Origin of the sequence: Polyangium sp. 15x6 (assembly GCF_029960785.1) — a bacterium.
GTDB lineage: Bacteria > Myxococcota_A > Polyangia > Polyangiales > Polyangiaceae > Polyangium.
Genome location: NZ_JASBQE010000117.1, coordinates 19,215 through 35,028 on the forward strand (window position 1 = coordinate 19,215; position 15,814 = coordinate 35,028).

The window sequence follows — 15,814 nt, forward strand, 5'->3', positions numbered from 1 at the left end:
GTGGCCGCGGTGGAGCAGTCGCTCGCGGACAGCGAGCAGACCCTCGAGCAAGCGGATGAGACGTACCGCCTGACGGAGCAGGACATGGCCTTCATGCGCACGATGGCCATGGATGTCCTTGAGCGTGGCAACCGAGCTGCCCGTGATCTGGAGGCTGCGGCGCGGGCCTACGAACAGGCTGCGGCGTTGTACGGGACGGCGAGCGTGGAGTTTGGCAACGCGGCCGGCTCCTACAAGATGGCAGCGGACAAGTACCGCGAGGTGACGATCACGCTCGTCGCCGCCGCGGCCTCCGACCTCTTCCTTCGCGGCGTCTGCGGGCGGTCCGTGAGCACGCGGAAATACCGCGAAACGCTCCGAGCGCGGGGCGTCAACCTGGAGGGCAAGGACATCGACCACATCATCCCGCGTTCGCGTGGCGGGCCGGACATGCCGTGGAACTACAACCCGCTGGACGCGAGCATCAACCGGAGCCTGCAGGCGAACGGGATGTGGTGGAAGCTGATGAACTACCCTCTGGAGACGATGAACGCATGGGCCAAGTACGCGTCGTATTTGCTCATGTGCTGACGTCAATAACGGTTCCTTCTGAGGTAACTGGGCCACAGCGCGTTCGACCGCTATGGTAGCAACCCAATAGGGAGGCGTGCACCGTGTTCGATGCTCACGACGTCTTCGACCTTCTGTTCGCTCCCGGTCACACGACAGACTGGTGGGTAAACCTCGACGGTGAGGACAACAAGAAGACGAAGGGACGGTTTCTCGTCGATACGCTGAGTGCCTGGCTTAAAGAGCGCCACCACGACTCGGGGCAGGGCCGCGAGCGCATGCAGCACTTCTTTTCGTCGCACGCGCAGTCCCGGATGGACCGCCGCTTCGACGGGGTCGGCGTTGAGGAGAAGGTCATCGAGCTCAAGTACAACAAGCTCCTCGACGGCGCGCTCGGCGGCTCGCTGGTATGGGTACTGGGAGGCCGACCGAAGGACATCGCACAGGGCAACGCTGCCGCCATCGGGCTCTGCGTAACGAAGGGCTCGGCGCGCATGTCCGCCGCACTCGCGAACGCCATCATTCCCGCGATCGTTGCGGTCCAACAAGAGAATGCGCACGTCATCTTCGTGCACGGCGGCAGCGGCGACCGGTGGCCCAAGAACCTTGGCACGAGGGATCCCTTGCCGCCTTGGCTGAGTGAGATTGCCGAGCCGACGACATGGGATCTCGATCCGCCGTCTCACCCAGATGCCGAGGCGCTCGAACAGGTTGAGCGGCCCGCGGCGATGAAGCTCTTCGAAAAAAGGCCGTGCTTCATCGAGCAGGTTGGCCCTAATGGCAAGAGGGTAGCCGTCGCGTCGTGGTCAAACCAATGGCAGATGCTGGACGTGGGACTGACGTTGCGAGGCCTCGGCTACGCGGCAGTGAAGGTGTTCTACTCCGGCTCCCAGAAGTTGGTCCCTGCCGGAAAGGGCGTCGAGCAGAACGTCCGGGCCGCGATGAAGTTGAAGTTCGGCATTGTTCTGGACTGGGGCGTCGCTCTCGATTGATAGGGACGATGGGGCCGACAGCACGGGCCGGTTCAGGTCTACGAGGACGCGCAAACCAACGACATTCCGAGCGACGAAACTGCCGCGACAGCGGCTCGAAGGTAAACAACACAAATGCGGGGCGGCCGGCAGGCTGCGCCATGGTTCATGCCTCAAGCTGAGGCGGCTTGCTAGCTTAGTTTACTCGTGCCTTTGGTCGGCATCTTTTCTATTTTTCTGCGAATTAGCAGCTGACGATCGCCTGGCGATCAGCAGCGAAAGAGCCAGCCCGCCTCTGCTTTTCATTCCGCGGACATCCAACGGACTCCGCGCTACTCTTACATTCCGCCGCCTCGAACCCGGAGGGCCCCGTGCCACAGCAGAAATGCCCCGTCTGCGGTCAAGCGCTGCTCGATCCGAAGGCAAATGAGCGCGTACAGGCGAACCTCCACAAGCTCCTCGGGCAGGAAAAGGCGAAGCTCGCGCGAGGCGAAACTCGAAGCCAAAGCGCTCGCTCAGCGCCAAGTGGAAGAGCTCCGTCGCCGGCATGCCGATGAACTCCTGCGTGCCAGGTCCCAAGCGGCAGCCGAGGCGAGCCGCACGCAGCTACGCGAGAACGAGCAGCTCAAGAAACGGGTTACGGAACTGCAGCGGAGGCTGGAGAAACAGACCGCCGACCAGCGCGGCGAGTTTTGCGAGGCGGATGTACTCACCCAGCTTCAAGCAGCGTTCCCCACGGACGAGATCCACCGGCGCGCGAAGCGCCAAGGCGGCGCCGACATCTTGCACGAAGTCCGCGAAAACGGCGCCGTGTGCGGGGTGATCGCGTACGAGTGCAAGAATGTTGCGGCCTGGAGCAACGGCTTCATCACGCAGGTACGCAAGGCCCGTACCGTGCACAAGGCGCGCTACGTCGTGCTCGTGACCAACGTGTTCCCGCGCGGCCAGAAGCACCTCTGCGTCGTGCGCGACGTGCCAATTGTGCATCCGTCGATCGCAGTTCATCTCGCGCACTACCTCCGCGAAGCGATCGTCACCTTGGCCCAGAGCAGGGCAACAGAGCCTGAGCGCCAACGAAGGGCAGACCGACTCCTCCAACTCATCCAGAGCGAGGAGTTCGGCGAGCAGATGCACGCGATCGCCTCTGCCGTCCAGGACCTCAAGGTGCTCCAGGACAAGGAGCGGCAGGACCACGAGCGTACGTGGGCGCGGCAGTCCGAACACCTGGCCGCGATCAGCAAGAACGCTACCCGACTCGACGGTCAGATCGCTGCGATCCTCCATGCACCTGTCGCCCGCGACACCGGCGCTGGCCCTCCGCTTGCGCGCACGCGGACGTGGGCGCTTCCGACTAGAGTCGCGGCGCGTCGCGCCTAAGCCGTTGATCGGCCCGAGGTTGAGCTTGATCGTGGAGCTGCCGGGCGCTTGGCCATTTCCAGGTGCAGGTGAGGAGACCCATGTCAAAGGAGCGTTCTCGTGCACGCCAGCACGAGAAGACGAGGTAGGTAGCCGGTTGACCCGCCTCGCGATCGGTTCTTTCCTTCGCGGCGAGGTGCAACCATAGACACAAGAGAGACATCGAACTGCTCGACGAGATCCGCGCCGTGCTCGCAAACGCCGCGAAAGGCAAGGGGCCTGTCCCGCAATTCCTCACGAGCTTTCAGATCCTCAACCGACTCCCCGCAGCCACGAGGGAGTGGCTCATCACGGAGTATGGGCGCCCTGGGGAGGGGGCGAAGACGCACTTCGCCGCTGCAAACGTCATTGCCGCGTCGCTGAAGAAGCTGGGCGGCGAGGTCGACGTCATGTACTTCGACGCGAGGGGCGTCTCGTTCGACGTGGGCGATGAGCAGGTTCGGTTCGGCTACCAGCTGTGCGGGCTGTACCGCCTGCGACAAGCCGAGCCGGAAATTGCTTAGCGTCTCCGAAGTCATCATCCTCCGCGCCGCCTCTTCTTCGGTGCCTCCACCTGACGAGCCACCTCGGGGACGTGACTCCAGGTCTTGCCCTCGTCGATGTTGCGGATCGACTTCGCGTCCACGCCGAAGCTGGAGCCGATCATCCTCGGAGGTACGCCTTGATCCGGGAAGACGCGGATCGGCTTGACCTGCTCCTCGGTGAGCCGAGCGCGCGGGTTGTTGATCCCCGGCCGCCCTCGCGATGAAGAAGCCGCGGGAAGCGCCTTGCGCTCGATCTCCTCGAGCAGCACCGCGCCCGCGTTGCACGGGTTGGGCTTCGAGCCCTCGTAGAGGTGGCTGGGATTGACGCACGTCTTCTTGTCGCAGGTGTGCAGCGTCATCCCAGACGGAGGAAGTCCGTGCCCCAGCTCGAACATGCGGCGGTGGGCCATGACGACGCGGCGTCCGACGCAGAACACGCCGTACCCGCGGTTGTTCACCGCGCCAAGCCAGTACCAGCACTCGTCGCCGCTGCCCTGACGAACAAGGGTGCTGAACTTCGCGAAGGACGAGAGGTTCTGCTTTCCTCGGGCGCACTAGATGTCGCTAGCTGAGGTGTACGGCTCGTCTTCTTCTCGCCCAGCCGATCAGACAGCGTCGTGGCGGGTGCTGGCTACGCGAGCCTCTGAGCCGGAGCGCGTCATCTGGTCCGAAGTTCGTGTCCCGGGGGGACGACTCGGGCACGGATCAGCGCGAGGTCGCGCTCTGGAAGGCGGCTGGGGTCGCGGCGACCAGCTCCTTCATCCTCCAGGCGAACACCGGCATGGACGAGACACGCTCGAGCGGGTCTCGGACGAGTTCACGCTCTGCGATCGGTCGACCTTCCTGGCGAAGCAGAAGACGTGAAGCTCGCCATCGTGTTCCAGGGGGACGAGTCGCTCAGAAATACCTACGCCGTGCTCGCGCCGGAGGCGAGGGCGCAAGTGAACGCGGAGGGAGCGCGCGCTTTGGCGGACTTCCTCCTCTCGCCGGAGGGACGTGCAATCATCGGCGCCTTCGGCGTGAAGGCCAGCGGCGAACCGCTCTTCACGCCCCAGGCGCAGTAAGGGCAGGCTGGCCTTGCCGGCAGTAGGACCTTTTTCTGCCGCGAGATCGGTGATGCTCGTGCCGGGACACGTGTGCTCGTGACACATCCCGAGCTTTCTTGTGCAGCAAGACGTTATCGCCGCCGTCGTTTACCTTTCTCAAACCGGCCGTCCGAGCCTCGGTACCGGCGAACGCTCTCGTCCCACTCGGTGTCGTTGGACGCCAACTTGGTGAGCAGCGCAGCCACAAGCCCGGCCGCCATCCCTCCGGCGAGCAGTGTCGCCCCCAGCCCAGGGCCGGAGGTTGCGGCTGCAGGAGCAGGCACAGAGACGGACGGCACGTTGGCGGAAGGTGCTCGAGCGGCAACAGCCGCGGGCGCCGCGGGCTGGACAGCGCGCGGAGGTGCGGCAGCCCGCTGGGAGACCGCCTCGGGCGCGGGCGAGGCGCTTGCTTGAACAGGGCCGATTTTGACGATCTCCGCGAGCCGCGAAGCGATCTGGTGGAGGTCTGGACGCTTCGTCCTGTCGGCGGCGATCATCTGGAGCACCAACTCGCGCAGCGCTGCCGGGATGGTCGCGTTGTTCAGACGGGCCGGATCCCCGGTTCCCGTAAGCAACTCCGTCGCCACAACCCCGAGCGAGTAGATGTCCGCCCCCGCGTGGAACCCAACGCTCCCATTGTCCACCTCCGGCGCGATGTACCCCCGCGTGCCTGCCTTGTGGTTGGTCATGGTGGTCGTGCCCTGCGGGACACGCGCCAGGCCGAAGTCCGCGACCTTCACGATGAAGCCCATGTCGGGGTCCGACGTGACGAGCAAGTTTTCCGGCTTCAGGTCCCGGTGAAACCCGCCCAGCCGGTGAATGCCCCAGAGCCCCTGCAGCGCGTAAGACAGCGCGAAGGCTACCACCAACCACGGCTTCGGCTGCTCCACCCAGCTACGCAGAGAGCCGTGCTCGCAGTACTCGAGCACGATGTAAGGGGGGTGGGCGTCGAAGTCGGCGTCGAGCACATCGACGACGTATTTGTTATCGATCTGGTCGTAGAGGATGGCGTACTCGTTCCGGAACCTATCCAGCGCGTCACCGCGGAGTTCGATGAGCTCCTTCACAGCCACCTGCTCGCCCGTCTCTTGGTCGAGCGCGAGACTCACGCGACCGAATCCGCCACTGGCCAGAGGGCGAAGAATGCGATAACGACTGTTCACTCGGGGATCTCCTTCCGCTTTCGTTGCATGGCCGGCTCGGGCCGCACCACCACTTTGATCACGTCGGCTGCTTCTCACGGGCGCCGGCTTAACTGCTTGCTCGTCGGGAGACCCAGTCGGAGTATCGGCCGACGTTGTGAATCAGCAGGTCGTCGACCGGCTCGCCCAACGCAGGTTGCCACCTGATGCGACGACTGACACTGGCAGCAACCCGCCTCTTCACGGCCTTCATGAACGGCTCGGAGTCAAGCAGGGTCCAGGAGTCGAATAGCTTGGGCAGGCGGTGCCGATAACGGGCAGCTCCGATTGCCATGAGGTGCAATCTGCGGCCAACCGCATCCTGGAGCTGCGCCAGGCGGGTGAGGGCGAGCTCGCCGCGTGCGGGAGTCGTAAGCCCTGTTTGGAACTCCTTGGCGACGACGTGGATATTCGGGTGGCTGCGCAGGAAGTCCTGCCAGTAGAGCCAGTCGGCGTCGGTGAGGGCCTGCAGGTATGGAATTGTGGGCATTCCCTCACGGCTCCACTCGGCCGCGCAGATGAGAGAGCGCTTTCGGTTGAACAGGTGCTGGGGCCTCGGGTCCTCAAGGAAGAAGGAGTAGTTCGGGGCAATACTACCGGCGAGTTCGAGCTGGGCAAGTGCCTGCGGAGCCCCGTGCCGACGTCGCCAGCGCCAATACGCTTCAATGGGCTTGTCCTTGCCCGTGCCGAGGAGAATGAGCGACGTGCTTGGAGCAACCCCGAAGTAGGCGCGCAGCGCAGCAGGAGCCTGGGCCACGGGCCCATACACTCCGCGGCGCATACGCAGGACCTCACGCAGCGGGAGGGCGGCCCAGGCAAGCGGAGCCCGTTCCTCTCGCTTGTACCCGTGTTGAATGACGGGAATGTACCGTGGGAACGCTTTCCAACCCTCGGGTTGCAGAAGGGGAGGAATGTTACGGAAGCCGAACCCACCCACCTCGAGCAGGTCTCTGGCAAAGGCGGTGGGTTTCTGCAGGCAAACGAGATCGCAGTCCTTCTGGTCGCAGGTCGAGCACCGATCCATGCAAGACCAGCCACCGCCCCGACGGGTATAGCCGCCGCAGTCGCTGAGCAGCGGGCAGGTGTAGCAGCCTGCGCTCAACGTGTGGCCGTCGAGGCGGTGCAGATCCATCTTCAGGGCGAGGCGTCTCATCGCGTGGCCTCCGCGCGGCCCACCCTGAGCTCCGCGAGGCGATGCTCGGCGACGATCTGAACCACTTGACCGAGCAAGGGCGTGCCCGAGCCTCCGTATTCGCGGCGCAGGTAGTCTGCCTGGTCGCCTGCGACCTCAAGCGCCACCACACCGCCGCAGAAGAAGCGCACCGGCCCCTTGCCGTCGGCTGCGGGGCACGGCGCCCAGAGCTCCCCCTTGGGCGATACGACTGACTCGTTCACCACCGAGCCGCAGACGCTCGTCGTCGTCTCCGGCGGACAGTCCGTGAAAAGATCTCGGCCGAGATGTTCGCGAAAGCAGTCGTCGCGCTGGCGCCGAAAGCGATCGTTCCGCCGACGCAGAAAGTCCTCACCCATGGTACTGCTCCTTCCAAGAGGGCGCGTAGATGAGTCGCCGACCATCCTTTCGTCGGCGAAGAATGCGAATCTGATAGAGGGCCGCGAGGCGATTGCTCCACGCCGTCACGCCGATGGTCCGATCGGACTCGAAGAGATCCGCTGCGGTTGCTTCCCCCTTCTCCAGCACGAACTGCAGCGTCGTCTTGAGAGGTGGATCGAGTGTGCCCAGCAACTCGGGCGCGTGCCCTCGGGGCAAAGCAGAGCGTTCGCGCCAGACAGCGGCGTTCTGGTCCTTGAGGACGAGCAGGATGTCATCGACCCCGTCGGCTGGGATGTTGGCAAGCACGGGGTACACTTCCGGCTCGTTCAGGCTCCACAGCGGCCAGAGGGCAGCAGAGAAGTAAGAAGCCGAGATGACCTCGACCCCTGCGAGGTCCAGCACGAAGGGCGAACCGCCGGGTACCTGGCGCGCCGCTGCCACCAGAAGCGGGCAATCACCTTGACCTGCAAGCCGTCCGGCAAGGATGGTACGGCCGACCACCTGGACCACGGAGAGCAGGGGCATCGGCGAGCTGTCACCGTCCACGATCATCGTCACCAAAAATGATGACGATCGCGGAGTGTGTCAAGCCCGGTGCCGCTCTGCGCGGCCGAATGTCTATAAGTGCTTGATATTTATCACTTGTGTCGTCAGACGAAGACGCCAGACACGCACACGTGGAAACCGGGGCGACGTGGCGCCACCATCAGTCGGAGCGAGGTGGCGCCTGGGCTTTGGCCCTCCCAGTTACCAACGGCGCCCGTCGACCGGAGGCGGATGGTGCACATCCTATTAACCAGCGCCCGGAAAACGCTCGTGAAGCCGTAGCCTCGGCCCTTCTGTCCCGTCACGGAGACGCCATCCCGCAGCGCGAGGCGCACCGCCGAGACGTCGTCTGGGAGCCCCGAGTATGCCGGGTTGCGCCGGAGGCTATCGATGATGCCGCCGCCCACGTCGGTCACGCTGAACGACCAGCCCGTCGATGCAATCTCGTAGGACGCGACAGGTGGCAGGTCGGAGATGGCGTGTTCCGCAGCGTTACTCGCCATCTCGTGCAGGGCGCAGGCCAGCGCAGCAGCAAACCTCGAGGCCAGACCACCGCGGACGAGCGCCGTCTTGAACCTCTCCTGAAACAACAAGAAGGGCTGGCCGGGTCTCCAGTCGCTGGGCGACGGGGGAATCTCGTGAACCTCTCCGCCGCTTCCGTTGCCTGCGGGGACCTGTTCTTGGACGAGGCCCGTCGCGCGATCTAGCTCCTTGGGCAGGAGAGCAAGGTGGCCGGATGCTCCCAGGTCGCTCGGCAGGACGTGTAGAAGATCGTCGCCATGAGCTCGCCACCAGGACCAGCGAATCGCCGAGAGTTCCACGGTGGCGCAGAGGGACGCACGCGTTGCCTCCGCATGAAGCGCTTGATGCACGCCCGCGGGACCGCGGTACGCAAGGAGGTTCTCCAAGACATCGAGCGGGTGCATCAGTTCCCCCCACCATGCGCGACAATCCCAGCCGCACAGTACGTGCAGTTTGCAGCATAGGGAGGGAAGTCCCAAGGCACAAACTTTAGGTCACAGGCGCCATGACACGCACCTCCTCGCTACGTTGGCCCATGCTCGCGGTCCGGAGACCGCCAGACCTCAGCGCCAAGCCCATCGAGCAGTCGAGGCGTCTACTTGGCGGTGGGCGCCCACGTCCTCCCCGTCGCGCGCCGAACAGAAGTCGTCGCGCGCCCCAAGCCGCATCCATCCTCCGACCAGTGGGCGAGGATGGCCCGTCCCTCGGCCTTCCCGTCCGCGGCAACCACCTTCGTCATGTAGGTGGTTGCCGGACGGGCTCTGGTCGAGGTCCGCCTCAGGCCCGGCTCACCCACTCCGCCGCCGTCCCCGCGTCACCGCACGTAGCACGCGGAGAACGGCATCCTGGACGTTCTCGGACGCGCCCTGGAGGAGCCGCGCCGCCTCGATGGCGGCCGGCTCGATGTCGTGGATGCCCCCCACGAACTCCCTCGGCGGCACCCCGAGGCCTTTGCGACCGCGAGGATGCTCGACAGCGAGCGGGCACGCCGGCCGGCACCGTGGCTGGCTCAAGGCGTCGTCCCGGTCGATGGAAGGTCAAGGCTATCGAGATCCAAAGGCCTAGACGCCACAGGGGGACATTCGAGACGAGCATGTTCAAGCTCTGGTTCCGCGTATGAGGTATCGCCTGCGAGGAGCGCGGGGAGCATGCCCTGCACGAACAAGCGTTCCCTACAGACATCGAATGGTACCGCGTGGTTTCCGAAACGGCAGACGAGGTGGGGATAATGCTGCACGACGCATGCCTCGGGCCCGACGAACTCGATTCTGCTCTCCGCGTCCACTACATATCCGCCCGAAAAGACCCGCAGCGCGCCCAGCATCGCAATGCGTTCGCCATCGGTAGTGCGATAGAGGCGTACGGCTCCGTCTTGCTCCACCGTGGCGAGCAAGCTCCCCTGGTTGGCGAATGACAGCGCGTGAACGTGGCTACCGAAGGTCCTGAGCAACTTGCCGTTCTGCGTGTCTATCAGCCGCACCGTCGCATCTTGTGCACCCGACGCGAGCATCTTTCCATCTGGAGAGAATGCAAGTGCAATCACGTCCCTGCTGTGGCCCGGAACGTCCAGGAGAATCGTCCCGGACTCTGAACTCCAGAGAACCACGCTCCCCGTGGCTAGCCCCGACGCGAGAACCCGTCCATCGGGTGAGAACGCAAGCGATGTCACGCGGTACGCGGATCCTGAGAGTTCATGAATGAGCGTATGCTTATGTACGTTCCAGAGGCGAATGCGTGGGCCTTGTCGATTCGTGCGTCCACTGGTAGCCACGCCCAGTACGGCCCCATCCTTGGTAAGCGCGACAGGCTCCGACCAGACATCGCGCTCCTGCAGCATGGCTCGTTGCCGGCCAGTCTGCGCGTCCCAGACGACTATTCTACCGTCTCGATCAATCGCTGCGATATGCGTGCCATCCGCCGATGTCGTCGCCGACGCGAGCCCAGAAGCCCTCTGCCCCAAAGCGTCCTGTAGGTCCACGCTCTTTGAGGAGGCAAAGTAGACTTTGGAAGTGACCTGGCCACCAACCCTGGTTATGTCGACATGCTGGGGCTCCATCAGAATCACTTGACCTTCACTCGTCCGCATACCGATAATGTGCGTTTCTCGACGCGTAAATGCAATCGCATCGACACCTTCGGGGTCAGCCGTCACGAACTGCCGCTGAACGAGATCCCAGAACCGTACGGTGGAGCCGCCCGTGGCAAACTGCAATCCCTTCGGGTAGAACGCAATTCGACGTATCCGGTCATTGTATTCATTGACGCAGTACTGGTGCTTGCCTGTCTCTGTATCCCACGTGCGCAAAGAGCGAGGACCTACGGCAGCGAGTTGTCTCCCATCGGGTGCCCAAGCGAAGGCGAGCGCTTCATCGGGATCATGCACGAGCGCTGTTGCTTTCCCGGTACTCATGTTCCAGCGGAGAATGGTGCCATCCCGGCCACCGGATACCAGCTGGGTGCCATCCCACGAGAACTTCAGTGCGCGGACCGCACCTTTGTTCTGAGTTGAGGTCATGCGCCCGGCCCCCGTTCGAGCATCCCAAACGCGAACAGTCCCCTCTGCGGAAGCCGTGGCGACGTATTTCCCATCAGGAGAAAAAGCAACGGATGAGACCGCTGCGTCGTGTCCATCAAAGGTCCGGAGAGCTCTGCCAGTTTCCCCATCCCATAACATGGCCGAACGATCCGACGAACCCGTGAGGAGATGCTTGGCATCGTGAGAAAATGTTATGGCGCCAACTTCGCCATTATGACCGCGCAGCGTCCCTCGCCATGCGCTACGGCGCCAGTCCCATAGGTGCGTGGAGCCATCTGCAGCGCCGATCGCGAGGACGTGGCCGCCAGGCGAATATGCCAGGACGATCGTCGCATTCTGTAACGAAGGCAAACACAGTGACCGCAAGAGCCGCCCTGAGGGCACCTCCCAGAGCCGCACGCAACCATCACGTGCTCCGGAAGCAAGTTGGCCATCGGGCGAGAATGCAAGCGATTCTACGGTGTCCTCGTGCCCCTCGAGTATGAACTGCTCATTGCATGCCGCCGCGTCGGTTACTGTGATGGTCCGACCATGACCAAAGGCGAGCCACTTCCCATCGTGCGACCAGGCTACCGTATTGGAGGGCTCGCCTCCGATATCGATGACGGGGGATCGCCCGCTCTTGCGGATCATCTCCCAAAGAGTTCGGTCGTGCAGTCGCTGCAACTGCGCGTAATTTCTGGATGCGCGAGCTTTCTCGGATGCTTCGAGAAGCGACGAAATGGAGGGGCTTGGAGGCGGGTCCGTGCTGAGCTCGATTGCCGCTTGCGCGGCAAACTTGGCATCTGAGGATGCCTCATTCGCGACAACGATCTGTTTGGCGAGCTGACGGGCCTCCGCAAATCGTCCTAGCATCACAAGAGTTTCGACAGCGACTGACCACGTCTCGGGCGCGCTGCGCGAGCAAAGGCGGTCAGCCTTATCGATTACGCGCATGGCCCGGTCGAGCTTTCCGTTTTCGACCAACGCCGGCACCTTGGCGCGCAGCGCGGCAGCGCGCGTGCAGGCATCGGACTGAGGTGTCGGGGAGGGGCTTGAGGAGGGCCGTGGCGCCGGGGACGGAGGCGGCGGAGCTGTGCAGGCGACGACAAGCGACAGCAGCGAGAGAAGTCCGTGACGGCGGAACGAGAGTGGATGGGTGTTACGACGGCCCAGCATGCAGCCTCATCTGTACTACCCGCATGTTAACTATTGGCGGTCGTTGCCTCGAAGGTAGAGCTTCCTGTCGTTGAGGACAAACTTCGGCAGATGAACCGTCCTCGTGTGTGAGGGGCACGGCGGGGATCTGGAACGTGAAGCTCATCAACAGCTTTCTTATCGCGTCCTGGACCCGCTGTCTCGGTTCGACGGGGATTCGGCGCAAGCTACAGGCCCGCCTTCGCGATCCGCTTTAGGAGCGACGGTTTCTGCGCGTGTAGGGCGCGAAGGGCCTCGAGCCGAGTTTCGAAGTCGCCCGCCCCCGATCGTGCAGCCAGATCGCGTAGATCCACGAGGAGCTGCACCGCAGCATCGTAGTTCTTGGGCTGCTTGGTGGCGACGAGCCTCTCCGCGTCCGCCCAGAGCCGGGTCTCCTTGCCTACGAGCGTGTCCAGATGCTTGGCGCGCTCGCGCGCCGCTTGTCGCTGACGTCGGTCCACCTCGGCAGCTGCTTCTCGTTCGGCGTTCTGCCTTCGCTCCGCGGCGTGCCTCTCGGCGATGCGGCGAATCTCGCCGATGGTTCGTCGTGGCGGCGGCGCCAAGCTCGGTTGCACCGGATCGTGATCCTGCACAAACCGACGATGGAGCTCCGCCGACACCGACAGTGTGTCCTCGGCGAACAAACGGGCGAGCCACGTATCCTTGTCGACCGGCGGTAACGTGGTGAGCCACGCCATCAGCTCTTTTCGGGCGGGCGATAGGGTCGACACCTGCGCGCTCGCCTCCGCGGCGACACGAAGCAGATCGGGTTCGATACGCAGGAACTCGACCAATGCCTCGAGCGAAGCGCTGAGCTGCCCAAGCCCTGGCGGCACGGGCGGCTCCGGCTCGTCAACGTCGAGCTCGTCGGCTTGCACTGCGAGCAACCAGCCGAGGTACAGCGCCCTACGATCGCCGCGGGCGAGCTCCGCGCGAATTGCGATGAGGGAAGAGAGAATGCCCTCGCCGGTGTACCAATCTTCTTCCTCGTCGTCCTGCGAGGCGAAGGTGAGGACGACCTGGTCTTTGTTCTTGCGCGCCGTCAGGCTGTTTCGCGAGCAATACGGACGCACATCGGCGAGGTCGAGGGACTTCGAAGGCAGGCGTACCTTGAACACGTGCGTGCCCCAGTTCGCGAGATACAGGAACGCGTCGAAGTAGCGGAACATCCACGCGTCCTCGTCGCCCTTGAAGTTCCCCCACTCGTAATGGTTGGCAAAGCTCCTTGGCGTGATGCGGGCACGCGTCGAGTACGAACGGAGCTCGGCCATCTCCTTTTCGGTGAGAGGTCTGTCGATAGCCTGAAATTCATAATACTGATACTCACTCATTGCAGTCGCCCCTGCGATGCTTCGATCCAGCGCGGTGCGGAAACCAAGAGCGGCGCCGGGCGACCCCACGGGATGGGCAACGGAACCGCCGTGCGGCACACGACATGCAGCATTATCCCCTCGTAACCCATCACGGACGCCTGCATGGCCGGGTTCTCTGCCCCATCTTTCGCCTGCCAGGCACGCAGCGTGAGCAGGCCCGTGTGATGCGCACAGCGAAGCCGAGCCTTGAACGCCGAGAGGCCGAGCCTCGTCGCCTCACCGCGGTCATCGAGCTCCTGGAACAGTTCCACGACGAGCGCGTCGTGCGAGCCTTCATTGACCACGGCCTGCACGCGGGCGGCGAAAGCGTCGAGCGACAGCGTGATCAAGCGGGGGCGCCCTTCACGGCGCATTTCATCCTGGTGGACCTTGCGCGCGAAGTCTTTGGCTGCGGTGTAAGCCTTGGGAGAGAGTGCCTCGACGACGTCGTCGAGCGCGGCGAACATGTTCCGACGCGACCATCGCTGCACGAGATGAAACGTGGTTCGTCGGGAACGAACCGCAGATGCGGCGACCACCAAGGGATTCTCGTCCTCGGCGCGCTCGCAGGTGGCGAGCTCGAGGAGCCCGCGGTTGTACGCTCGGAGCAGCCGCGCCTTGAACGCCGACAGCGTCGGGCTGGACGGGACCTCATCACGCTCTCGGAGCAGGCGGAAGAGCGGTGCGATGAACACGCCATCGTCATGTACCCCTTCGGTCACGCTGCGAGCCGCTGACTCCACGCCCGAGGCGAAGGCGCGAAGGGATCCGTTCACGAGCCCCGGTGGACGCCGATGCTCAGCTTCGAGCTTGGCATGGGCGAAGAGCAGGGCCGCGGCCGCGCCGTCCCGCGAGAGGACGTCGAACGCGTCGGGCCCGGTTCTGAGCCGCCTCCGCGAGGGCGGAGGCGTGGGCTCGAAAGACGCGGAAGGCGTACGAGCGGAGGACATCGCGCCCCTGAATCGCATGTTCCCGGGCAAACCGCAAGAGAGGACAAACCCTGCTGCTTGTCATGGTGGAGCACGTGGGGAGCGAAAGATCACGGGATGAGCAGCTCGCGCTCCGTGCCGTCGGAACTGCGCAGGATGACCCTCCCGGCCGCTTCGGATCGCTGAGAGCAGCACGTCGTACAGGACCACGGCGCGCCTCACCACCTCGGTGATCGTGCCGGACTCGCTCATCGCGCACATCTGATCGAGCCTGCCACGGAGGCGCTCGGGAAGTTCCAAGTTCAGCCGGACCTTGGGTTCTTCGCTTGCGCCCGTGGCACTCGATCATCCATCCACACCTGCCGTCGAGGCTCATCCTGGTTGCCTGCCAAGTCCGACCACTGCGGTTCTACACACGACGAGTTCCACGCGAAGGGCGAGGCTTCCCTGCCCGTGAGCTCTGGGAGGCGGACACCTGCTCGTACAACCGCGCGAGCTCTTCGGAGCTCATGCTGCTCATCTGCTCGACGACTGCCTCGAGCTCACTTTGCTCGGGAAACAGCACGAGGAACATCGGCGTCAATCCGAGTGCGCGTGCGATGCGATCGAGCGTGCCGACATTGCTCACGACGTACCCGCGTTCGATGAGCGAGAGGTGACTCGCGACGATGCCAGTCTTCCTTCTGAGGTGCTCGAGTGACATGCCCTGTGCGAGGCGCAGATCCCTGATCCGATGACCTAGTTTGAGTGCAAACGGCTCCGGCTCGTGTCGGCGACCCATGTCAGGGCTCCCGCCGCCCGCGTGCCTCCAGAGCGGTACAGAAGTACAGTAGGCCCCGCTTCGGGTCCTGGATGCCCGCCTGCCGCTCGATGAACGGCACGAGCAGAGAAACAGGGATGAGCTTGAGCGTGCCCTCTCGCTCTGCTTGGACAAGAGCCGCCTCGAATGTGGCTCGTGGAACTTGAACAAGGGCCCCGCGGAGAATCGGCAGCGGCACGCCTTGCGTGTTCTTGTAAGCCGGATGAAGCCGGCCCATCGCCGCAAGGATCTCGCTCATGACCGCCGGATCTGGGCCCGCGTCACGCGCGGCGAGGGTGCGCTGCGCGTACAGCAGGACGTCGGTGAGCTCGGGGATGCGGAGCTGCCGGAGGACATCGTTCACCTCCTCGATCGGCGTGCGATGACGTCGTCGAGGCTCGACGGGTGGGGGCGCAGGCGGGGAAGGTCGGATCGTCGAGCGCGGGTTTGTCGAGATGGGCGCGGCCTGCGCATCGGTGCCGCCCGGCGTACGTGTGGTGATACGCTCGCCACTCAAGACGCTCTCCTCGCTTGTTCAACGAGAGCGACGTATCCGTTCGGCAACCCGCATCATGGCGCTCTTCCGGACTGCTGCGTAACATTTCCCCTCGATGCGGCGGCATGACGAGTTCGTCAAAAATGAAGGTGCAGAGGAGGCAACCGCCACGAAGACCGC

16 protein-coding genes are annotated in these 15,814 nt (G+C 64.1%); 5 read left to right on the plus strand and 11 right to left on the minus strand.

Annotated features, from left to right (window positions below):
* Positions 1–9 precede the first annotated feature (9 nt).
* From QHF83_RS45780 to QHF83_RS45795, 4 genes are all read left to right on the plus strand, one after another.
* Positions 10–570, plus strand: a complete 561-nt coding sequence (locus QHF83_RS45780; RefSeq protein ID WP_282424444.1) for an HNH endonuclease signature motif containing protein — start codon at positions 10–12, stop codon at positions 568–570.
* A gap of 83 nt (positions 571–653) precedes the next feature.
* On the plus strand, positions 654–1,541 hold the full coding sequence (locus tag QHF83_RS45785) for a hypothetical protein (protein WP_282424445.1): 888 nt from the start codon (positions 654–656) through the stop codon (positions 1,539–1,541).
* A gap of 405 nt (positions 1,542–1,946) precedes the next feature.
* Positions 1,947–2,897 carry a DUF2130 domain-containing protein gene (locus tag QHF83_RS45790; protein ID WP_282424446.1) on the plus strand — a complete coding sequence of 317 codons (951 nt, stop codon included), beginning with the start codon at positions 1,947–1,949 and terminating at the stop codon, positions 2,895–2,897.
* Between the two features lie 227 nt (positions 2,898–3,124).
* Positions 3,125–3,439: a hypothetical protein gene (locus QHF83_RS45795; RefSeq protein WP_282424447.1), complete on the plus strand. Its 315-nt coding sequence runs from the start codon at positions 3,125–3,127 to the stop codon at positions 3,437–3,439.
* A gap of 14 nt (positions 3,440–3,453) precedes the next feature.
* Here the strand turns inward: QHF83_RS45795 and QHF83_RS45800 are convergent, their stop codons facing one another.
* A complete protein-coding gene (locus tag QHF83_RS45800; protein WP_282424448.1) occupies positions 3,454–3,918 on the minus strand; it encodes a hypothetical protein in 465 nt (154 codons plus the stop codon).
* Positions 3,919–4,320: 402 nt separating this feature from the next.
* On the opposite strand from QHF83_RS45800, the gene QHF83_RS45805 reads away from it, so the two are divergent.
* Positions 4,321–4,524, plus strand: coding sequence for a hypothetical protein (locus QHF83_RS45805; protein WP_282424449.1), 204 nt, complete (start codon positions 4,321–4,323; stop codon positions 4,522–4,524).
* Between the two features lie 113 nt (positions 4,525–4,637).
* Here the strand turns inward: QHF83_RS45805 and QHF83_RS45810 are convergent, their stop codons facing one another.
* The 10 genes from QHF83_RS45810 to QHF83_RS45855 all read right to left on the minus strand — a co-directional run bounded on the left by QHF83_RS45810 (position 4,638) and on the right by QHF83_RS45855 (position 15,502).
* Positions 4,638–5,708, minus strand: a complete 1,071-nt coding sequence (locus tag QHF83_RS45810; RefSeq protein WP_282424450.1) for a serine/threonine-protein kinase — start codon at positions 5,706–5,708, stop codon at positions 4,638–4,640.
* A gap of 88 nt (positions 5,709–5,796) precedes the next feature.
* Positions 5,797–6,879 carry a DUF4417 domain-containing protein gene (locus QHF83_RS45815; protein WP_282424451.1) on the minus strand — a complete coding sequence of 361 codons (1,083 nt, stop codon included), beginning with the start codon at positions 6,877–6,879 and terminating at the stop codon, positions 5,797–5,799.
* Positions 6,876–7,256: a hypothetical protein gene (locus QHF83_RS45820; protein WP_282424452.1), complete on the minus strand. Its 381-nt coding sequence runs from the start codon at positions 7,254–7,256 to the stop codon at positions 6,876–6,878. The genes QHF83_RS45815 and QHF83_RS45820 overlap by 4 nt, the downstream gene beginning before the upstream one ends.
* Positions 7,249–7,836 (minus strand): hypothetical protein, encoded by a 588-nt coding sequence (locus QHF83_RS45825; protein ID WP_282424453.1) that lies wholly within the window; start codon positions 7,834–7,836, stop codon positions 7,249–7,251. The genes QHF83_RS45820 and QHF83_RS45825 overlap by 8 nt, the downstream gene beginning before the upstream one ends.
* Before the next feature lie 92 nt (positions 7,837–7,928).
* Entirely contained in the window at positions 7,929–8,750 is an 822-nt protein-coding gene (locus QHF83_RS45830; protein ID WP_282424454.1) for a hypothetical protein, read from the minus strand.
* Between the two features lie 605 nt (positions 8,751–9,355).
* Positions 9,356–11,848, minus strand: coding sequence for a WD40 repeat domain-containing protein (locus QHF83_RS45835; protein WP_282424455.1), 2,493 nt, complete (start codon positions 11,846–11,848; stop codon positions 9,356–9,358).
* Between the two features lie 398 nt (positions 11,849–12,246).
* A complete protein-coding gene (locus tag QHF83_RS45840) occupies positions 12,247–13,389 on the minus strand; it encodes a hypothetical protein (RefSeq protein WP_282424456.1) in 1,143 nt (380 codons plus the stop codon).
* Positions 13,386–14,105 carry a hypothetical protein gene (locus tag QHF83_RS45845; RefSeq protein ID WP_282424457.1) on the minus strand — a complete coding sequence of 240 codons (720 nt, stop codon included), beginning with the start codon at positions 14,103–14,105 and terminating at the stop codon, positions 13,386–13,388. The genes QHF83_RS45840 and QHF83_RS45845 overlap by 4 nt, the downstream gene beginning before the upstream one ends.
* A gap of 643 nt (positions 14,106–14,748) precedes the next feature.
* Complete coding sequence (locus QHF83_RS45850) at positions 14,749–15,120, minus strand: helix-turn-helix domain-containing protein (protein WP_282424458.1); 372 nt, start codon at positions 15,118–15,120, stop codon at positions 14,749–14,751.
* Position 15,121: 1 nt separating this feature from the next.
* The gene (locus QHF83_RS45855; RefSeq protein WP_282424459.1) at positions 15,122–15,502 is read right to left on the minus strand and encodes a hypothetical protein; all 381 of its coding nucleotides are present in this window, start codon (positions 15,500–15,502) and stop codon (positions 15,122–15,124) included.
* Positions 15,503–15,814 lie beyond the last annotated feature (312 nt).